The 15,961-nt window shown below is 63.7% G+C and carries 16 protein-coding genes; 6 read left to right on the plus strand and 10 right to left on the minus strand.

Features of this window, described 5'->3' with window-relative positions:
• Positions 1–6 precede the first annotated feature (6 nt).
• On the minus strand, positions 7–624 hold the full coding sequence (locus tag QTL95_RS14050) for a 2'-5' RNA ligase family protein (protein WP_289720575.1): 618 nt from the start codon (positions 622–624) through the stop codon (positions 7–9).
• 123 nt (positions 625–747) lie between these two features.
• Here QTL95_RS14050 and QTL95_RS14055 point away from each other — a divergent pair, with 123 nt between their 5' ends.
• The 4 genes from QTL95_RS14055 to QTL95_RS14070 all read left to right on the plus strand — a co-directional run bounded on the left by QTL95_RS14055 (position 748) and on the right by QTL95_RS14070 (position 3,561).
• A complete protein-coding gene (locus tag QTL95_RS14055; RefSeq protein ID WP_289720576.1) occupies positions 748–1,977 on the plus strand; it encodes a glycosyltransferase in 1,230 nt (409 codons plus the stop codon).
• Between the two features lie 111 nt (positions 1,978–2,088).
• Positions 2,089–2,649, plus strand: a complete 561-nt coding sequence (locus QTL95_RS14060; protein WP_289720577.1) for a methylated-DNA--[protein]-cysteine S-methyltransferase — start codon at positions 2,089–2,091, stop codon at positions 2,647–2,649.
• Between the two features lie 184 nt (positions 2,650–2,833).
• Positions 2,834–3,133: a hypothetical protein gene (locus tag QTL95_RS14065; protein ID WP_289720578.1), complete on the plus strand. Its 300-nt coding sequence runs from the start codon at positions 2,834–2,836 to the stop codon at positions 3,131–3,133.
• Positions 3,130–3,561 (plus strand): type II toxin-antitoxin system VapC family toxin, encoded by a 432-nt coding sequence (locus QTL95_RS14070; RefSeq protein ID WP_289720579.1) that lies wholly within the window; start codon positions 3,130–3,132, stop codon positions 3,559–3,561. Before QTL95_RS14065 ends, QTL95_RS14070 begins: the two co-directional genes overlap by 4 nt.
• 79 nt (positions 3,562–3,640) lie before the next feature.
• On the opposite strand, the gene guaA is transcribed toward QTL95_RS14070, so the two are convergent.
• The 3 genes from guaA to QTL95_RS14085 all read right to left on the minus strand — a co-directional run bounded on the left by guaA (position 3,641) and on the right by QTL95_RS14085 (position 6,410).
• A complete protein-coding gene (gene guaA, locus QTL95_RS14075; RefSeq protein WP_289720580.1) occupies positions 3,641–5,203 on the minus strand; it encodes a glutamine-hydrolyzing GMP synthase in 1,563 nt (520 codons plus the stop codon).
• A gap of 122 nt (positions 5,204–5,325) precedes the next feature.
• A complete protein-coding gene (locus QTL95_RS14080; RefSeq protein ID WP_289720581.1) occupies positions 5,326–5,964 on the minus strand; it encodes a 5'-methylthioadenosine/S-adenosylhomocysteine nucleosidase in 639 nt (212 codons plus the stop codon).
• A complete protein-coding gene (locus QTL95_RS14085; protein ID WP_289720582.1) occupies positions 5,961–6,410 on the minus strand; it encodes a PaaI family thioesterase in 450 nt (149 codons plus the stop codon). The genes QTL95_RS14080 and QTL95_RS14085 overlap by 4 nt, the downstream gene beginning before the upstream one ends.
• Positions 6,411–6,632: 222 nt before the next feature.
• Between QTL95_RS14085 and QTL95_RS14090 the strand changes: the two genes are divergently transcribed.
• Positions 6,633–7,688 carry a glycoside hydrolase family 25 protein gene (locus tag QTL95_RS14090; protein WP_289720583.1) on the plus strand — a complete coding sequence of 352 codons (1,056 nt, stop codon included), beginning with the start codon at positions 6,633–6,635 and terminating at the stop codon, positions 7,686–7,688.
• Between the two features lie 20 nt (positions 7,689–7,708).
• Here QTL95_RS14090 and QTL95_RS14095 read toward each other — a convergent pair whose 3' ends face one another.
• Positions 7,709–8,161 carry a TspO/MBR family protein gene (locus QTL95_RS14095; protein ID WP_289720584.1) on the minus strand — a complete coding sequence of 151 codons (453 nt, stop codon included), beginning with the start codon at positions 8,159–8,161 and terminating at the stop codon, positions 7,709–7,711.
• A 135-nt stretch (positions 8,162–8,296) separates the two neighbouring features.
• Here QTL95_RS14095 and QTL95_RS14100 point away from each other — a divergent pair, with 135 nt between their 5' ends.
• On the plus strand, positions 8,297–9,376 hold the full coding sequence (locus QTL95_RS14100) for a DUF2252 family protein (RefSeq protein ID WP_289720585.1): 1,080 nt from the start codon (positions 8,297–8,299) through the stop codon (positions 9,374–9,376).
• Here QTL95_RS14100 and QTL95_RS14105 read toward each other — a convergent pair.
• The 5 genes from QTL95_RS14105 to QTL95_RS14125 all read right to left on the minus strand — a co-directional run bounded on the left by QTL95_RS14105 (position 9,362) and on the right by QTL95_RS14125 (position 15,869).
• The gene (locus QTL95_RS14105) at positions 9,362–10,459 is read right to left on the minus strand and encodes a DUF1513 domain-containing protein (RefSeq protein ID WP_289720586.1); all 1,098 of its coding nucleotides are present in this window, start codon (positions 10,457–10,459) and stop codon (positions 9,362–9,364) included. The two genes, QTL95_RS14100 and QTL95_RS14105, sit on opposite strands and share 15 nt — an antisense overlap.
• A 5-nt stretch (positions 10,460–10,464) precedes the next feature.
• A complete protein-coding gene (locus tag QTL95_RS14110) occupies positions 10,465–11,559 on the minus strand; it encodes an imelysin family protein (protein WP_289720587.1) in 1,095 nt (364 codons plus the stop codon).
• On the minus strand, positions 11,559–13,097 hold the full coding sequence (locus QTL95_RS14115; protein ID WP_289720588.1) for a di-heme oxidoreductase family protein: 1,539 nt from the start codon (positions 13,095–13,097) through the stop codon (positions 11,559–11,561). The genes QTL95_RS14110 and QTL95_RS14115 overlap by 1 nt, the downstream gene beginning before the upstream one ends.
• Before the next feature lie 44 nt (positions 13,098–13,141).
• Positions 13,142–14,425 carry an imelysin family protein gene (locus QTL95_RS14120; protein WP_289720589.1) on the minus strand — a complete coding sequence of 428 codons (1,284 nt, stop codon included), beginning with the start codon at positions 14,423–14,425 and terminating at the stop codon, positions 13,142–13,144.
• A gap of 154 nt (positions 14,426–14,579) precedes the next feature.
• The gene (locus tag QTL95_RS14125) at positions 14,580–15,869 is read right to left on the minus strand and encodes an RsmB/NOP family class I SAM-dependent RNA methyltransferase (RefSeq protein ID WP_289720590.1); all 1,290 of its coding nucleotides are present in this window, start codon (positions 15,867–15,869) and stop codon (positions 14,580–14,582) included.
• Positions 15,870–15,961: the final 92 nt, after the last annotated feature.

Raw genomic sequence — 15,961 nt, forward strand, 5'->3', positions numbered from 1 at the left:
AAGCCGTCAGCCGCGTTCGCTGAGCGGCCAGCGCGCCACATGCTCGTAAGCCGGCTCGCCCGGCCGCTTGTGCAGCAGCACGAACTCCCGCACGGGCATGACGACTGGCGCCGCAAGCGCGGTTCTCGCAATCGTGTGATCGGTATAGAACAGCGTCGCATGCGGCTGAAAATCGGTTCTCACCCGTGGCTCGCAGCCGATGGCATGCATCTCTATTCCAATCCGCACGTGCAGTTGTCGCAGCAATTCCCGCCCGCCATTGCCTGATAGTACGATGGCATTGCGCGAGGAGGTTCTGAACGTCGCGACATGGTCGAAGCTGAGATCGAAACGGCAGGCATCGATCGCCGACGCTGCCCGGCAGGCCGCAAAGATCACATCGTCCCTGATGTGCTCGGCGCTGGCGACGCCATAGAGCGAGACGTGCAGCCGCTCCGGCGGCAAGGGAGAGAGGAGGGCGTCATGTTCTCTCTGCAGGCTGTCCTGGGTCTCCAGATAAGTCTGACGCGTGTCCGGATCCGGCAGGATCGCGAAAAACAGGGTTTCTTTGCCAAATCTTGACGATTTCGGGTGCATCGTGCGGCTTGCGAAATCGAAGGACGATTGCGTGTTCTGTTCGTGCATGACCAATCACCGGAGCGTCCGCCCCGCCTCTGTCTATCCAGGGAACACGGGGATGGTAGCAGGTGAATTAAGGAAATCAAGAACAAAAGAAGAACATTCACTATCGATGCCGGGAGTCTGTTCATGCGTATCCTGATGGCCTGCGCGGCCTTTCCGCCCTTTATCGACGGCGGCGGCCCGATTTCGGCGATGATGGTCGCCAAGCTCCTCATCGCGGCTGGCCACGACCTCGAAGTCGTCAACGTCTCCGGCGAGGACAGGCGCGAGATCTATGATGGCGTGCCCGTGCACCGCCTGAAGACGCTGAATATCGACTGGAACTACCGCCTGCCGCGGCCGGGCTGGAAGAAGCTGATCTGGCACTCGCTGGAGAATTTCAATCCGCGCGCCTATCTCGTCATGCGCCGCGAAATCCGCCGCTTCAAGCCGGATATCGTGCTGACCGACAGCATCGAAAACATCAACGTCGCGACCTGGGCGGCCGCCAAGCGCTCAGGCGTGCCGGTCTGTCACATCCTGCGCAGCGCGTTCCTCTTGTGCTGGAAGGCCAGCATGCGGCGCGGCGACGACAATTGCGTGCGCGCCTGTTCCTCCTGCCAGGTCTCCTCCTACGGCAAGAAATTCTTCTCGCGCTATGTCGATGCCGTGATCGGCGAGACCGATTTCATCATCGGCCGCCACACGGAACACGACTACTTCCCGAACGCCAGTACCCACCGCGTGCCCGGCGCCGTTCCACCGATTGCCGTGAGAGAACCGCGCAAGCCGCCGGAAGGGCCGATGCGCTTCGGCTTCATCGGCGTGCATGATCCGGTCAAGGGCCTCGACACGCTCGCCCGCGCCGCCCACCGGCTGGTGAACGACCAGAACGTCCGCTTCGTCATCGCCGGCAGTGCCAAGAGCGATTATTCGAAGTCGCTGCCGCAGAAATTTCCGGGCGAAAACACCAAGTTCCTCGGCTGGACCAAGCCGGACGATTTCTTCCCGCAGATCGATGTCCTGGTCGTTCCCTCGCTCTTCCGCGAGCCCTTCGGCCGCGTGGTGATCGAGGCCTTCGCGCAAGGCGTCCCCGTCATCGGCGCCCGCTCCGGCGGCATTCCTGAATCGATCGATCCCGGAAAGGACGGCTATCTCTTCGATCCCGGTGACGACAAGGCGCTGGCGGCCGAGATAGCATCGGTGGCCGCGAAGCCGGCGGCCGTCCCGGCGCTGTCACGTGCGGCCCTCGAGGCGGCGCGGCGCTACGAGCCGCAAAAGATCGCTGCTCTCTTCGACGCCGTCTTCGCCAAGCTGCGCCCGGATCTTGCCAAGCCTGCGCAGGACGAGGCCGAACCCCGCCAGGCACGCGGCTGACCACGAATTCGCGACGCGCAAGAAACGGGTTGAATTCGCCGCCAACAGGCACGATTTTCCGGTGAGGCCGATCATACGGCCGACAAGCTTCGATATCGGGAGGCGATAACAATGGCCCAACAAGCACAGCATTACGCCATCTTCGAAACCGCGGGCGGCTTCTGCGGCATCGCATGGAACGTCGTCGGCATCACCCGCTTCCAGCTGCCGACATCAAGCGCGAATGCAACCGAACGCCTCCTGCTCCGCCGCATCCCCGACGCCGAGCCGGCGGCCCCGACTCCTGACATCGCAACAGCCATCGCCGCCGTAAAACGCTATTTCGCCGGGGAGGCGATCGATTTCTCCGACCTCGCGCTGGATCTCGCCGGCCAGGACGATTTCTTCCGCGAAATCTACGCCGCAGCCCGCCAATTGCGCTGGGGCGAAACCACCACCTACGGCGCGCTCGCCAAACAACTCGGCCACGGCCCCGAAGCCGCCCGCGACGTCGGCCAGGCAATGGCAAAGAACCCGGTCGCCCTGATCATCCCCTGCCACCGCGTGCTCGCCGCCGGCAACAAGATCGGCGGCTTCTCGGCGCCGGGCGGGTCCGTGTCGAAGGCAAGGATGCTGGAACTGGAGGGCGTGAAGCTCGCGCCGCCGAAGCCGGTGCAGCAGTCGTTGTTTTGAGGGTGGGGGCGGTCAGGAGTTCGGTTGGTCGCTCCGCCACCCAGTCAGTAGCTTCGACCTCGTCCCGAGTCTCCGATCACGTCTTGGCTTGCTGGACGTGGCGGGACGCTGGCGGTGGCCCTCAACAGCCCTTGAGAATACACGCTGTCCCGGCTATATTACTGGAAATACCGGGAGGCCGCTCATGAGCAGTTCGCAAAAACGCGCCATCCAGAACTATCGCTCGCGGCTCAGCGAGCGTGGCCTGTCACGCTTTGAGGTTCTTGGGCGCGATGAAGATCGGGATTTGATCCGTTCGCTTGCCCGTCGTCTTGCCGACAATACGCCGGAGGCATCGGAGTTGCGTGCAAGCGTCAGCCGATCCATATCAGGCGAACCACCTGCAAGGGGCGGTATATCGGCCACCTTGAGGCGCTCTCCTTTGGTTGGTGCCGATCTCGACCTTGATCGTCCTCGCGATGAGGGACGAGAGGTCGATATTTGACCCGCTTCCTGCTCGACACCAACATCATCAGCAACATTACCAAGCCGGTGCCATCGCAGGCTCTGCTCGAGTGGATGTCGGAGCAGATGGACGATGATCTCTTCATCGCATCGCTGACCATCGCCGAGATTCGCAAAGGCGTGCTGGAGAAGCCTGCAGGCAAGAAGCGCGATCAACTGGAGGCATGGTTTGCCGGACCGGAGGGACCGTCGTCGCTCTTTTCCGGTCGCGTTCTACCCTTCGATGAGGCTGCAGGCCTAGTTTGGGGGCGCCTGATGGCCGAGGGCAAGGCGAAGGGGCGTCCGCGCAGCGCTCTTGACATGATCGTCGCAGCCATTGCCGAGGCCAACGGCTGCATCGTCGTCACCGATAACGAGCGCGACTTCGAAGGGATTGATTATATCAATCCGATACGCGGCGCGATCTGACCACCAACCAACAAAAATGCCGCCAAGCGCGTCACGCCGGCGGCATTACTATGCACAGGAGGCGATTAGCCCCTTGCCATCACTCCCACTCGATCGTGCCCGGCGGCTTGCTGGTCACGTCATACACCACGCGGTTGATTCCACGCACCTCGTTGATGATGCGGGTGGCGGCGCGGCCGAGGAATTCCATGTCGTAGTGGTAGAAATCCGCCGTCATGCCGTCGACCGAGGTCACGGCGCGCAGCGCGCAGACGAATTCGTAGGTGCGGCCATCGCCCATGACGCCTACCGTTTGAACGGGAAGCAGCACGGCGAAGGCCTGCCAGATCGCGTCGTAGAGACCGGCCTTGCGGATTTCGTCGAGATAGATGGCGTCGGCTTCGCGCAGGATCTCCAGCTTTTCGCGGGTGATGCCACCCGGGCAGCGGATCGCGAGGCCGGGGCCGGGGAAGGGGTGGCGGCCGATGAAGCTGTCGGGCAGGCCGAGCTCCTTGCCGAGCACGCGCACTTCGTCCTTGAAGAGTTCGCGCAGCGGCTCGACCAGCTGCATGTTCATGCGTTCAGGCAGGCCGCCGACATTGTGGTGCGACTTGATGGTGACCGAAGGGCCGCCGGTGAAGGAAACGCTTTCGATGACGTCGGGATAGAGCGTGCCCTGGCCGAGGAAGTCGGCGCCGCCGAGCTTCTTGGCCTCTTCCTCGAAGGTCTCGATGAACAGGCGGCCGATGATCTTGCGCTTGGTCTCCGGATCCGAGACGCCCTCAAGCTCGCCGATGAACTTGTCGGAGGCGTCGACGTGTATCAGGTGCAGATTGTAGTGTTCGCGGAACATGGCGACGACGTTTGCCGCCTCGTCCTTGCGCATCAGGCCGTGGTCGACGAGCACGCAGGTGAGCTTGTCGCCGATCGCCTCGTGGATCAGCAAAGCCGCAACCGAGCTGTCGACGCCGCCCGATAGCGCGCAGAGCACGCGCTTGTCGCCGACCTGCTTGCGGATCTCTTCGACCGCCTTCTGGCGGTAGGCCGACATCGACCAGTCGCCCTTGATGCCGGCGATGTTGTGAATGAAGTTGCCGATCAGCTTGGCGCCATCGGGGGTGTGCACGACCTCGGGGTGGAACTGCACGCCGTAATACTTGCGCTTTTCGTCGGCGATGAAGGCGTAGGGTGCGTTCGGCGAGGTCGCGACCACCTTGAAACCTTCAGGCAGGGCCGTGACGCGGTCGCCATGGCTCATCCACACCTGATGGCGCGATCCCTTCGACCAGAGGCCTTCGAACAGTTCGCTGTCTTCGTCGACTTCGAGGAAGGCGCGGCCGAATTCGCGGTGATGGCCGCTCTCGACCTTGCCGCCGAGCTGCATGCACATCGTCTGCTGGCCGTAGCAGATGCCGAAAACGGGAAGGCCGCTGTCGAAGATGATCTGTGGCGCGCGGGGCGACCCCTCGTCGACCGTCGACGCCGGGCTGCCGGAGAGGATCACGGCTTTCGGCTGAAGGCGCTTGAAGCCTTCTTCGGCGGACTGGAAGGGAACGATCTCGCAGTAGACGCCCGCTTCGCGCACGCGGCGCGCGATCAGCTGGGTTACCTGGCTGCCGAAATCGACGATGAGAACGCTGTCGGGATGTGCTGTCTGGGTCATGGCGAGCCTTTAATGAAAAGCACCCGGTCTTGCAATGCGGGAAATCCGCCGCCGCGGGATTTTATTGTGCCGATTGTCCGGTTCTTCAGGGGCTGGAGCTGGTTCAAGGGCATGGAAAGAGCCTAGAACCAGAATACCCCATCTTCTAGCGCCGTGAACAGGCTGTCTGTGGCATCCGACAGCTTACGGTCGATCACGTGCAGATATTCGGTCCAGCCGGAGATGTGCTGCAGCTCCTCGGCGCCGTCCGATATCCCGCGCAGGCCGATCAAGGGCAGATTGTAGGCCTGGCAGGAGCGCATGATGGCGAAGGTCTCCATGTCGACCATGTCGGCATCGATCCCCGAATAGGCGGCGCCCGAGACGATGTTTGCGCCGGTGGAAAGGCTGGCTTCGGCAACACCGGGGATGCGCAGAGGCAGGTCGATCACCGCAGGCAGGTCGAGAAACGGCGTACGCCCCTTTTCAAAACCGAGCGGCGAGGCATCCATGTCGCGGTAGGAAACGGAGGTAACTTGATAGACCTCGGTCTGCTCGAGTTTGGCCGAGCCGGCGGAACCAAGCGACACCACGAGCTGTGGCAGTTCCCCTTGATGCTCGAGCGCGGCAAGCGTCCGCGTCAGCACCACGGCGGCCTCGACCGGGCCAACGCCGGTCATCAGTGGCTCGAAGCGAGAGCGCAGGAATGGGCCATATTCGGCCTCGGCCGCCATGACGAACAGGATGGATTTTCCCGCGACCGATTTCAGCTCGAACGTCATCCGCTGATGCCCTCCCTGCCGCGAACGATCATCATGGTGCTGGTCATCGAGGCGATCAGCTTCGCCGGGCCGTCGCTGACAGCGTAGCCGCGCCCGTCGGCGACGATGATGTTGGAGCCCGGCTTGGTGATCTCGCCGCGAAACAGGAAGCGTTCGCCGCGACCGGGCGACATCAGGTTGACCTTGAATTCGATGGTGAGGATCGATGCGTCCGGGTCGATGACGCTATAGGCGGCAAAGCCGCAGGCGCTGTCGAGTGCAGCCGAGATGATCCCGGCATGCAGGATGCCGTGCTGCTGGGTGAGCTTCACGTCGAACGGCAGCTCGATCTCGACGATCGCCCGTTCCACCCGCGTCAGCTCCGCGCCGATCGTGTGCAGCGCCGCCTGTCGGGCGAAATTTTGGCGGATTCGCTCGCGGAAGTCGCCGTTATCCTCGTTGGTCATCTGCTCTTGCCCCCTTGCGCGGGCGAAAGTGCCATGCTGCGCCGCATCGCACAAGCGCCACCAATGCCTGATCGGTTCGCTTTTCGCCGCAACGCGTGGCCTAAATCGGGTCGTAAAGATTGGATTCAGTCTTTCTTGGTAATTTTCCATTAGCATTTCCAGTTCGTGGTCCCGCGCCGGCATGCGTATCGCCGTCGCCAGTTGTTTTGCGTGCGAGTTCCTATGCGTATACCGGTCGTGCCAGCACTTCTTATCGCTTTCCTGACCTTGTCGGGCTGCACCTCCAGTTCCGGTCCGGCGAGCATTCTTGCAAGCGTTCCCTCGCGTGAGACGACAAGCTCCGTCGTCCGCCCGAGCGCCCCGGTTCCGGCAGCCGATGTCGGCGAGGTCGCCGCCCGCGCGCCGGTCAACCAGCCCGCACCGCCGCAGGAAGAGCTGGCATGGGCGGGGCCGATCCCCGAGCCGCAGGGCTTCCTGCCGGAAACCAGGACCGTCGCCATGCCGATGCCGTCCGATCGTCCCGTGACCGCCATGCTGGCGCCGGATGATCCGGTCATCGCGCCGGCGCCGCGCGGACGCACCCGCTCGCTGGTCTACAGCCACCGTTTCCGCGACGCCAAGCCCATCAATTTCGGTCGTTCCTCGCCGCGCAAGCTCGCCGTTCACGGCGTCGATGTCTCGCGCTGGCAGGGTGATATCGACTGGCAGAAGCTGCGCACTCAGGGCGCCAACTTCGTCTATATCAAGTCGACGGATGGCGGCGATCATCTCGATCCGATGTTCAAGACCAACTGGCGCAAGGCCCGCGAAGCCGGCCTGAAGCACGGCGCCTATCATTTCTTCTACTGGTGCCGCACCGCTCGCGAGCAGGCCGATTGGTTCATCCGCAACGTGCCGCGCGAAGCCGGCGCCCTGCCGCCGGTCATCGATGTCGAGTGGAACGGCGAATCCAGCTGCAAGCGCCGTCCGTCGCGCGAGGATGTGCTGGAAAAGATGCAGGTCTTCATGGACAAGCTGGAACGTCACTACGGCCAGCGCCCGATCATCTACACCGCTCCGGATTTCTACCGCGACAATCTCAGAGGCGCATTCCCGGATTATCCCTTCTGGCTGCGCTCGGTGGCGGCGCACCCCTCGCAGGTCTATCCGGGCCGCAAGTGGGTGTTCTGGCAGTATTCCGGCTCCGGCATCTCGCACGGCGTCGAGGGCCGCATCGATCTCAACGTCTTCCATGGCAGCGAAGAGGACTGGCACGACTGGGTGGCGTCGCGCAGCTGACGGACGCCTGAAAAGCAATCTCAGTTGAGATAGACGATGGAGGCGTTGAGCGTGGTGGCGAAGATCACCCAGGCGGCATAGGGCAGGAACAGCAGCGCCGCGATCCGGTCAGCCTGCCAGCGATTGCCGATGAAGGCGAGGATGAGCAGGAGCAGGATGAGGATGATGGCGAGCGCCACGGCCGGCGCCTGCAGGCCGAAGAAGAACGGCGACCAGAGGAAGTTCAGCACCATCTGCCCCGCCCAGATCAGCATGCCCACGGATAGATGCCCGCGCATCCATGTCCGCGCGCCGGCAATCCCGATCAGCACGTAGAGGATCGACCACGCCGGTCCGAAAACCCAGTTGGGCGGGTTGAACGGCGGCTTGGCGAGCGATTGGTACCATTCGCCGGGAAGATTGTTGAAACCGATGGCGAGCCCGCCACCGAGCGCGATCGCAATGAAGATGATGTAGGTGAGGGCTTTGCTCATGCGACGGAGATAGGGCGTTCGCGCTGCGTCGCCAGATCAATATTGCATGCGATTCAACCGATCGTGCGACGATTGCGATTGCCCGTTCCGGCGTTCGGCCTATGCTCGCCGGAGCAGGCATCGGAATACACGCCAATGGCAACCATCGCACAATCCTCGCAAGCCTATGAAGCCTGGCTCCGCGGCCAGCTCGGGGCCGATTTCGTCGAAAACGATCTTCTGCGCAAGCACATGAAGATGCGCGCGAGCAGCTTCGCCTTTCTGCGCGCCACCTACTGGCGCTTCGCCGAGACCATCTTCGATATCTGCCCGGATTTTGCGTCAGCACCGGAGGTGCTCGCGATCGGCGATACGCATCTGGAAAACTTCGGCACCTGGCGCGACGTCGAGGGACGCCTGGTCTGGGGCGCGAACGATTTCGACGATGCCGCCGTCATGCCCTATGCGCTCGATCTCATCCGCCTCACCGCCAGCGCGCTTCTGGCGGTCTCCGAGCGCGGCCCGTCTTCCGAGACCATCATCGCCGCCGCTATACTGTCGGGCTATCTGCGAGGCATCCAGGCGCCGATGCCCATCATTCTCGAGCGGGATCACAAATGGCTGCGCAAGGCGCTGGTGCTGCCGGATAGCGAGCGCCGCGCCTTCTGGGAAAAGTTCGCTTCCCTGCCGGCTGGCGACAAGGCAGTGCCATCGGCCTATGCCGAGGCGCTGGAGGCATCGCTACCGCCGAACCACGCCGCCTACGTGCCGAAGCCGCGCACGGCTGGTACCGGCAGCTTAGGGCGCCCGCGTTTCATAGCCTATACGGATTGGCAGGGCGGACCGGTGCTCAGGGAAGCCAAGGCCATGCTGCAATCGGCCTGGTCGCTTCGCCATGCGCCCGAGGATCGCGCCATCCACGCGGTCGAGATCGCGGCCAGCCGCATGCTGTCTCCCGATCCGCATTACCGGCTGATCGGCTCCGTGCTCGTGCGACGGCTGTCGCCGAGCAGCATCAAGATCGAGATCGACCGCAATCCCGATCTGCTGCTGTCGTCGGACATGCTTGACCTGATGGGTTTCGAGATCGCCAATTGCCACGCCGGCGACACGGCAGCGGCCGGCTCTATCCTGCGTGACCTGAAGTCGCGCAAGCCAAACTGGCTGTCGGAGGCCGCAAGATCGGTCGCCGCCCAGATCGGCGCGGAACAGAAGGCGTGGTCACACGCGTCGTGAGGGCGCGATCCTGACGATGTGCTGGTCCCAGGCGACATCGCTGCGGGTGCCGACGAAGTCGCCCTCGTAGGAGGAAACGGCGAACCCGCTTTTGGCCGGCGCGATGCCGGCGGCTTCTGCCACCACGTCCTCGCGAAGAACGCGTCCGGTCGCGATATCGATCGTCACCGACGTCCCGCCCTTGGGCGAGGTAACGCCGACAAGCCTGTCCTTGCGGTTCACCGCGATGGCGCCGACATAGTTGGCGAGCCGGCGCGTGGTCTCGTCCGGCAGGTCGACGAAGCGCAGGTCTTCCCCCTTGGCGAAGGAGCCGACCAGCGGCGGCAGGTCGTTGCGGTGTCCTTCGTACTGGCAGGCAAACCAGATGCGGCCGTTGTCGTCGATGTCGACATGGCGGGTGGAGACCTGGTCCCATTGCGGCGGCAGCGCATGCTTCTCGATCAGCGCACCGCTTTTTGCGTCGATCAGCGTCAGCGACGGCTGCATGCTGTCGAGGTTGAGTTTGGTGCGGCCGAAATCGGGATGCGTCTCGATGCCGCCATTGGCGACGATGAGCATCCGGCCGTCGTCGGAGACGGTCATGTCGTGCGGCCCGACGCCATAGGTCTCGTATTCGCCGATCCGGGCAAAGCGATTACTGCTGTCGTAGAGCCCGATCATGCCGCGATTGGCGTCGAAATCGTTCTCGCTGGCGTAAAGGATACGGCCGTCGGGCGAAAACGCGCCGTGGCCATAGAAGTGGCGGTTGTCTGCCGCGGCGATCACGATCGGTTCGGCCCTGCCGGCAACATCGAAGATCATCGCATAGGTGCCGGGCCGGCGGGCAAAGGCGACGGCGCGTGATGTCGCCGGGCTGAAGGCCATGCCGTGCGCCCGCGCCGGCAGCGCCACCCGGTCGATGATCTCGCCGCGCTCGCTCACCGTCGCCACGGCAAAGCTGCCGTTGGCGGTTCTGAGACCGGAGGCATAGACGGCGTCCGCCCGCTCCAGCGCCATCAGCGCGCGCGGCGTCAGCGACGCCAGGAAACCGATGCCGGCCGCCTTGACGAAGCTGCGTCTGTCGATTGCCGCCGTGCGCCACATAGGCCCTAGTCGCCGTCGGAGAAGGAGAAGCCGGCCGAGAGGCCGATCGCCGCACCGTAATTGTCGCTGATGTCGGTTATCAGCTTGCGGGTGTTGGCAAGCAGCGCGTCGAGCTTGGCGCGTTCCGGGTCGCTGGTCGCCACTTCGATATCCGGATTCAGCTTCGGCACCGTCTCGAGCAGCGATTTGAAATTGGCGTCGATCGCGTCGGCGATCGGCTTCTTGTCGGCCGGCAGCAACGAGGCCATGTTGGCCTTCTGCCAGAGCAGCCGCAACCCGTCGAGATTGGCGGCCATCGATTTCCAGGTGTTCTTCGAGCGCCAGTAGATCGCCATCTTCGGCCGCGGCGTTGCGTCCTTGCCCTTGTAGAACTGCTCCAGCCGCTGGTCACGGACGTTCTCGGCGCCGTGCACGAGAATGCCGAGCAGGGCGGTCACGGCTTCCTTGTTGTCCATGAAATCGTCGCTTTGCGGACCGGGATGCTTCCAGCTCGCCTGCACGCCATCAGGCTTCTCCCAGGCGGCCACCACTTCGCCGGCCTCGCGCTGGATGTTGCCGGCGACAGCCGCTCCATAGAGGCAGCGGAAGCTGTTCTTCTGGGTGGTGAGGTCCTCCGAGCCGGTGCCGTAGAGCACATATTCCAGCGCCGTCAGCCCTTGCAGCGCCACGCTCTTGGCGGCGATCGCGTCGACCGTCGTATCCTTCGGATCGGCCTTGGCGATCAGCGTCTGCACCTGGCGCAGGCCGACGCCCTTGCGGTCGGGATAGAACAGGATGTGTTCGAAGAGATTGTCCTGGATAACAGGGCCGGTCTGCACGATCTCGATCACCGACCAGTAGCGGATGGTGTCGTCGAAGGCCGATTTCGCCTTGTCCAGCGTCTGCTGCGTGCCATCAGCGCAAAGATCCTTCATCGCCGTGGTCAGCCGCGCCGCGGACTGCTGCGCGTTGCGGTAGCCCGGGCGGATCACGTCGTCGATCGCGCGCTGCATGACACCGGGCACGGCCTCCTCGTTGAGGCCTGCCTGCGTGGAGGCGTCTTGAGCGGCTGCGGTGGAGGCGAGGGCGAGGCAGAGGACGAGAGGTTGCCAAAGGCGCATCAAAGGGACTCCAGGAATGTAATCAGTGCCTGCCGATCATCTTTCGGCCGGGATGCGAAAGCGTCACGCGCCTTTTGCGCCTCGCCGCCATGCCACAGGATCGCCTCGGTGAGGCTTCGCGCACGGCCGTCATGAAGGAAAAAGCTGTGTCCGCTGACAGTCTGGGTGAGACCTATACCCCATAGCGGTGGCGTGCGCCATTCACGTCCGCTTGCAAAACCAACCTCTTGTCCGTCGGCGAGCCCGTCGCCCATGTCGTGCAGCAGGAAATCGGAATAGGGCCAGATCAGCTGGAAGGCTTGCGCCTTGTCGAGGCTGTCGCGGCGGGTGACGAACTTCGGAACATGGCAGGCCGTGCAGCCGCTCTCATAGAACACCTGCTTGCCCTTCAGCGTCTCGGGAAAGCTCGCCTTGCGCCGCGCCGGCACTGCCAGGTTGGCGGAGTAGAAGGTCACGAGGTCGAGGATCGGCCCCGGCGCTTCCTCGTTTCCGAGCCGCTTCTGTACGCCCGTTGGCATCGCCTTGCACTTGGCCTGCGCATCCGTGCAGTCGCCATGCGCGTCGGGCCGGTCGGGCGTGGAGATGCCGATGTCGTTGGAAAACGCGTCGGCGCTCTGGTCGCGCACGCTCGCATGCTGCGCCTTCCAGCCGAAGCGACCGAGCGCGGGCTTGCCGGTGCGGTGGTCGCGCACGATCGCCGCCTTGCCGGCAATCCCGTCGCCGTCGCGGTCGTCCGGATCGGCATGGGCGAGGATATCGGCCTCGGGAATGGCCTCGATCAGGCCGAGCCCGATCATGGCGGGCGCGACGCGCGGCGAGATCGTCGTCGTGGGGTCGAGCGGCCCGTAGCCGAGGTTCTCGACGGAATAGCGCGGTCGCCGTAGCGATACGGTCTCGCCGCCCGCAAGCGTTACCGTTTCCTCGGTGTAGGCGATCTTCATCTTCCCCTCGGAGGGAAGGCCGGGCACGGCGAGGTCCTGCAACTGATGGCCGTAGATGGGATCGGGGAAGTTGACGGTTCTCGCATCGGCGATCGCGCGCTCTTCCTCCGGTGTCTTCGCAGGCCGCGCCAGCCGCAGGAACATCGAGGTGGCACTGACACCACCTTCCGGCGGCTTGCCGCGCCCGTCATTGACGTGGCAGCTCATGCAGGAGCGCGCGTTGAAGAGCGGCCCCAGCCCGTCGGAAGCCTGCGTCGACGAGGGTGCCGAAACCCAGAGCTTCTTGAAGAGCGCATTGCCGAGTCGGAACGGCTGCTCTTCTTCGAAAGGGATGGTCGCCGAGATATGCGAGAAGGAATCCTGCGTCACCGGATCGATCGACGTCGCGCCGCCCGCCTGCATCGCCTCGTATTGCTCGGCCTTGGAGAAATCGGTGGTCGGCCGCGTCACATCTGCGACGCGTTTGGCGTCGGCTTCCGTGAGATCGGTGCGCTTGTTCGGAAGGTCGAAATTATCAGCAAGGGCGGCGGAAAGACCGGCGATCGTGGCGCACAAGGTTGCGCTGAGGAGAAGACGACGGGCCGGGACAGGCGACATTTCGGAGTTCGGGCCGCCTCAAGCGAAGCGGCCCGCCTTTTCACTTATTGGAAGACCGCGCTAGGATTATCCAAGCTGTCGGAACCTTCAAGCTTGACCGTGCCGAGATCGAGTGCGGCGATGACGCGCTGGACCGACTTCGTCTGGTCGACGAGGCCGTCGATGGCGGCCTGGACAACGGCGTTGCCCTTCTTGTTGCCTTCGCCAATCATCTGGTCGTACTTCTCGACGTTCTGGCCGCGCTTGGCCATGACGTTCATTGCCTTCAGCGTCTTGTCGAGCTTGGCGCGCATCTCGTTGTCGAGCTTCTTGTCCTTGGCGGCGACCAGATCGTGCAGCGACGGACCCTTCATCTTCGTACCGTCGACGCGGGTGTAGTTGCCCGTATATGCAGCGGCAATCCCGATCGCGTCGTTGAGGTGCGAGTTGTAGGTGTTGTCGGAGAAGCAATCATGCTCTTCTTCCGGATCGTGCAGGATCAGGCCGAGCTTCATGCGCTCGCCGGCCAGTTCGCCGTAGGAGAGCGAGCCCATGCCGGTCAGGATGGCGACGAGGCCGGCCTTCGGATCGGCTTCGACATGCTTGGTGGCTTCGCCGTCGGGCGTCCAGTTGTTGACCATCTCCTGCAGGTCGGAGACCAGCAGCGTCGAGGCCGACTTGAGATATTCGGCGCGGCGATCGCAATTGCCGTGCGTGCAATTCTTGAGGTCGTAGTCGGTGGCCGGGCGGTTGCCGGCGCCTGGGCCGGTGCCGTTCAGGTCCTGGCCCCAGAGCAGAAATTCGATGGCGTGGTAGCCGGTCGCAACGTTGGCTTCGATGCCGCCGGCTTCGGCCAGCGTACCGGAGAGAAACTCGGGCGTCAGCTTCGAGGCGTCGACATCCTTGCCGTCGATCTTGATCGTCTTGTTGGCGATCACGTTGGCGACGTAGAGTGAATTCTCGTCACTCTCGGTGCCGTAGGAGGCGTCGACATAGTCGATCAGGCCTTCGTCGAGCGGCCAGGCGTTGACCTTGCCTTCCCAGTCATCGACGATCGGGTTGCCGAAACGGTAGACTTCGGTCTGCTGGTAGGGAACGCGCGCCTTGATCCAGGCGGCGCGGGCGGCTTCCAGCGTCTTGTCTGTCGGTTCCTTGAGGAAAGCGTCGATCGCGGCGTCGAGGGCCTTCGCGGTGATCAGCGAGTCCTCGTATTTTGCGTGGGCGACTTCGGTGTAATATTTCACGACGGCAGCAGCATCCGGGGCCGCCGCGCGGGCGGGAACGGAAGACACGGCGATTGGGGCGATCGCCAGCGCCAGCGCTGCGCAGAAATTTCTGTTGAGTTTCATGGGATCCTCTCCTGTGACGGGCATCCCGTATGACACCCGGCGAAAATGTCTTCGCGCAAAAGCAAACTGGTGTCAAACACTCTAGTTTGGAATGGTTTTAAGGAGGCGCTGGACGCGCTTCAGTCCATTCGTGAAGGCTGAAAAAGCCTGGATATCAGGCCTTCTTCCGCATGCGGCAGAAGAAGAAGCCATCGGTATCGGTCGAGGCCGGCGTCAGCGTGATGGTCTCGCCGTCTGACGAGCGCGGCCGCGGGCTGTCCGTGCCGAAGAGGCTGTCCCAGGCGGGCAGCGCGCTGACGATCCGGTAGTCGGGATTGTCGGCCACGAAGCGGCGGACCTGCTCCTCGTTTTCCTGCGGCAGCACCGAGCAGGTCACATAGATGAGCTCGCCGCCATCGCGCACATGGGCACTCGCCTGCGTCAGCGCGTCCTGCTGTTGCTGCGTCCGCTCGTCTAGGTTCTTGGCGGTGAGGCGCCACTTGGTATCCGGGCGCCGGCGCCACGTTCCGGTGCCGGTGCATGGCGCATCGACGAGAACCTTGTCGCAGCGGCCTTCGAGACCTTTCAGCGCCTTGGCGTCGTCATGCACCTGCACATTGCGGGTGCCGGCGCGCTTCAGCCGCTCGATGATCGGCGCCAACCTCTTGCGGTCGGCGTCATAAGCGTGAACCTGCCCCTTGTTGTGCATGGCGGCCGACATGGCGAGCGTCTTGCCGCCGCCGCCGGCGCAGTAGTCGAGGATCTGCTCGCCGTCGCCGGGCAGCACCAGATCGGCAACGATCTGCGAACCCTCGTCCTGAACTTCGAACCAGCCTTTTTGGAACGAAAGCTCGGCTGTCACGTTGGGAAGACGGGAGGCCCCTTCGCCCGCGGCAATCCGGATGCCGTTGCGGGCGATCCTGGCCTTCTGGGCGCCGGCTCTCTCAAGCGCCTTGATTGCCTTCTCGCGGGTGGCTTTCAAGGTGTTGGCGCGAAGATCGAGCGTCGGTCGTCCGGCAAGCGCCTGTGCCTCGGCAAGCCAGGTGTCACCGAAGGTCTTCTGGAAGGAGGCTTGAACCCATTCAGGGATGTCGCCCTGGATATGAGCGGGAGCATCGGCAAGCTGCCGGCTCTGGAAAGCGGAAAGGGCCGCATCCGAAAGCGGAGGCGGCGCGAATTTGTCGTCGGCAAGTTCGGCGGCAAGCGTCTCGGGCGTGAAACCCCACTGGCGGAACATGACGGCGTAGGCGATGGCCGCGGCGCTGTCGTCGTCCATCAGCCAGGCATGGGAGAGCCGCATGCGCAGCGCGTCGTAGACGATGTTGCCGATCGCGGCGCGGTCGCCCGATCCGGCGAAACGGTGGGCGAGACCCCAGTCCTTCAGCGCATCGGCCACCGGCCGTCTGCGGGCGTCGATATCCGCCAGAACTGAAATCGCCCCTTCGAGCCGTCCGCCCAATCGCATTATACGGCTCCTGATCGCCTGAGTAAGAATTCCGGCTTGTGAACAATCCGCAGGAAGCGCGACAGACGCAGCGGATTGTACACAAGTCTCTC

The organism is Rhizobium sp. S152, assembly GCF_030380735.1.
GTDB lineage: Bacteria > Pseudomonadota > Alphaproteobacteria > Rhizobiales > Rhizobiaceae > Rhizobium.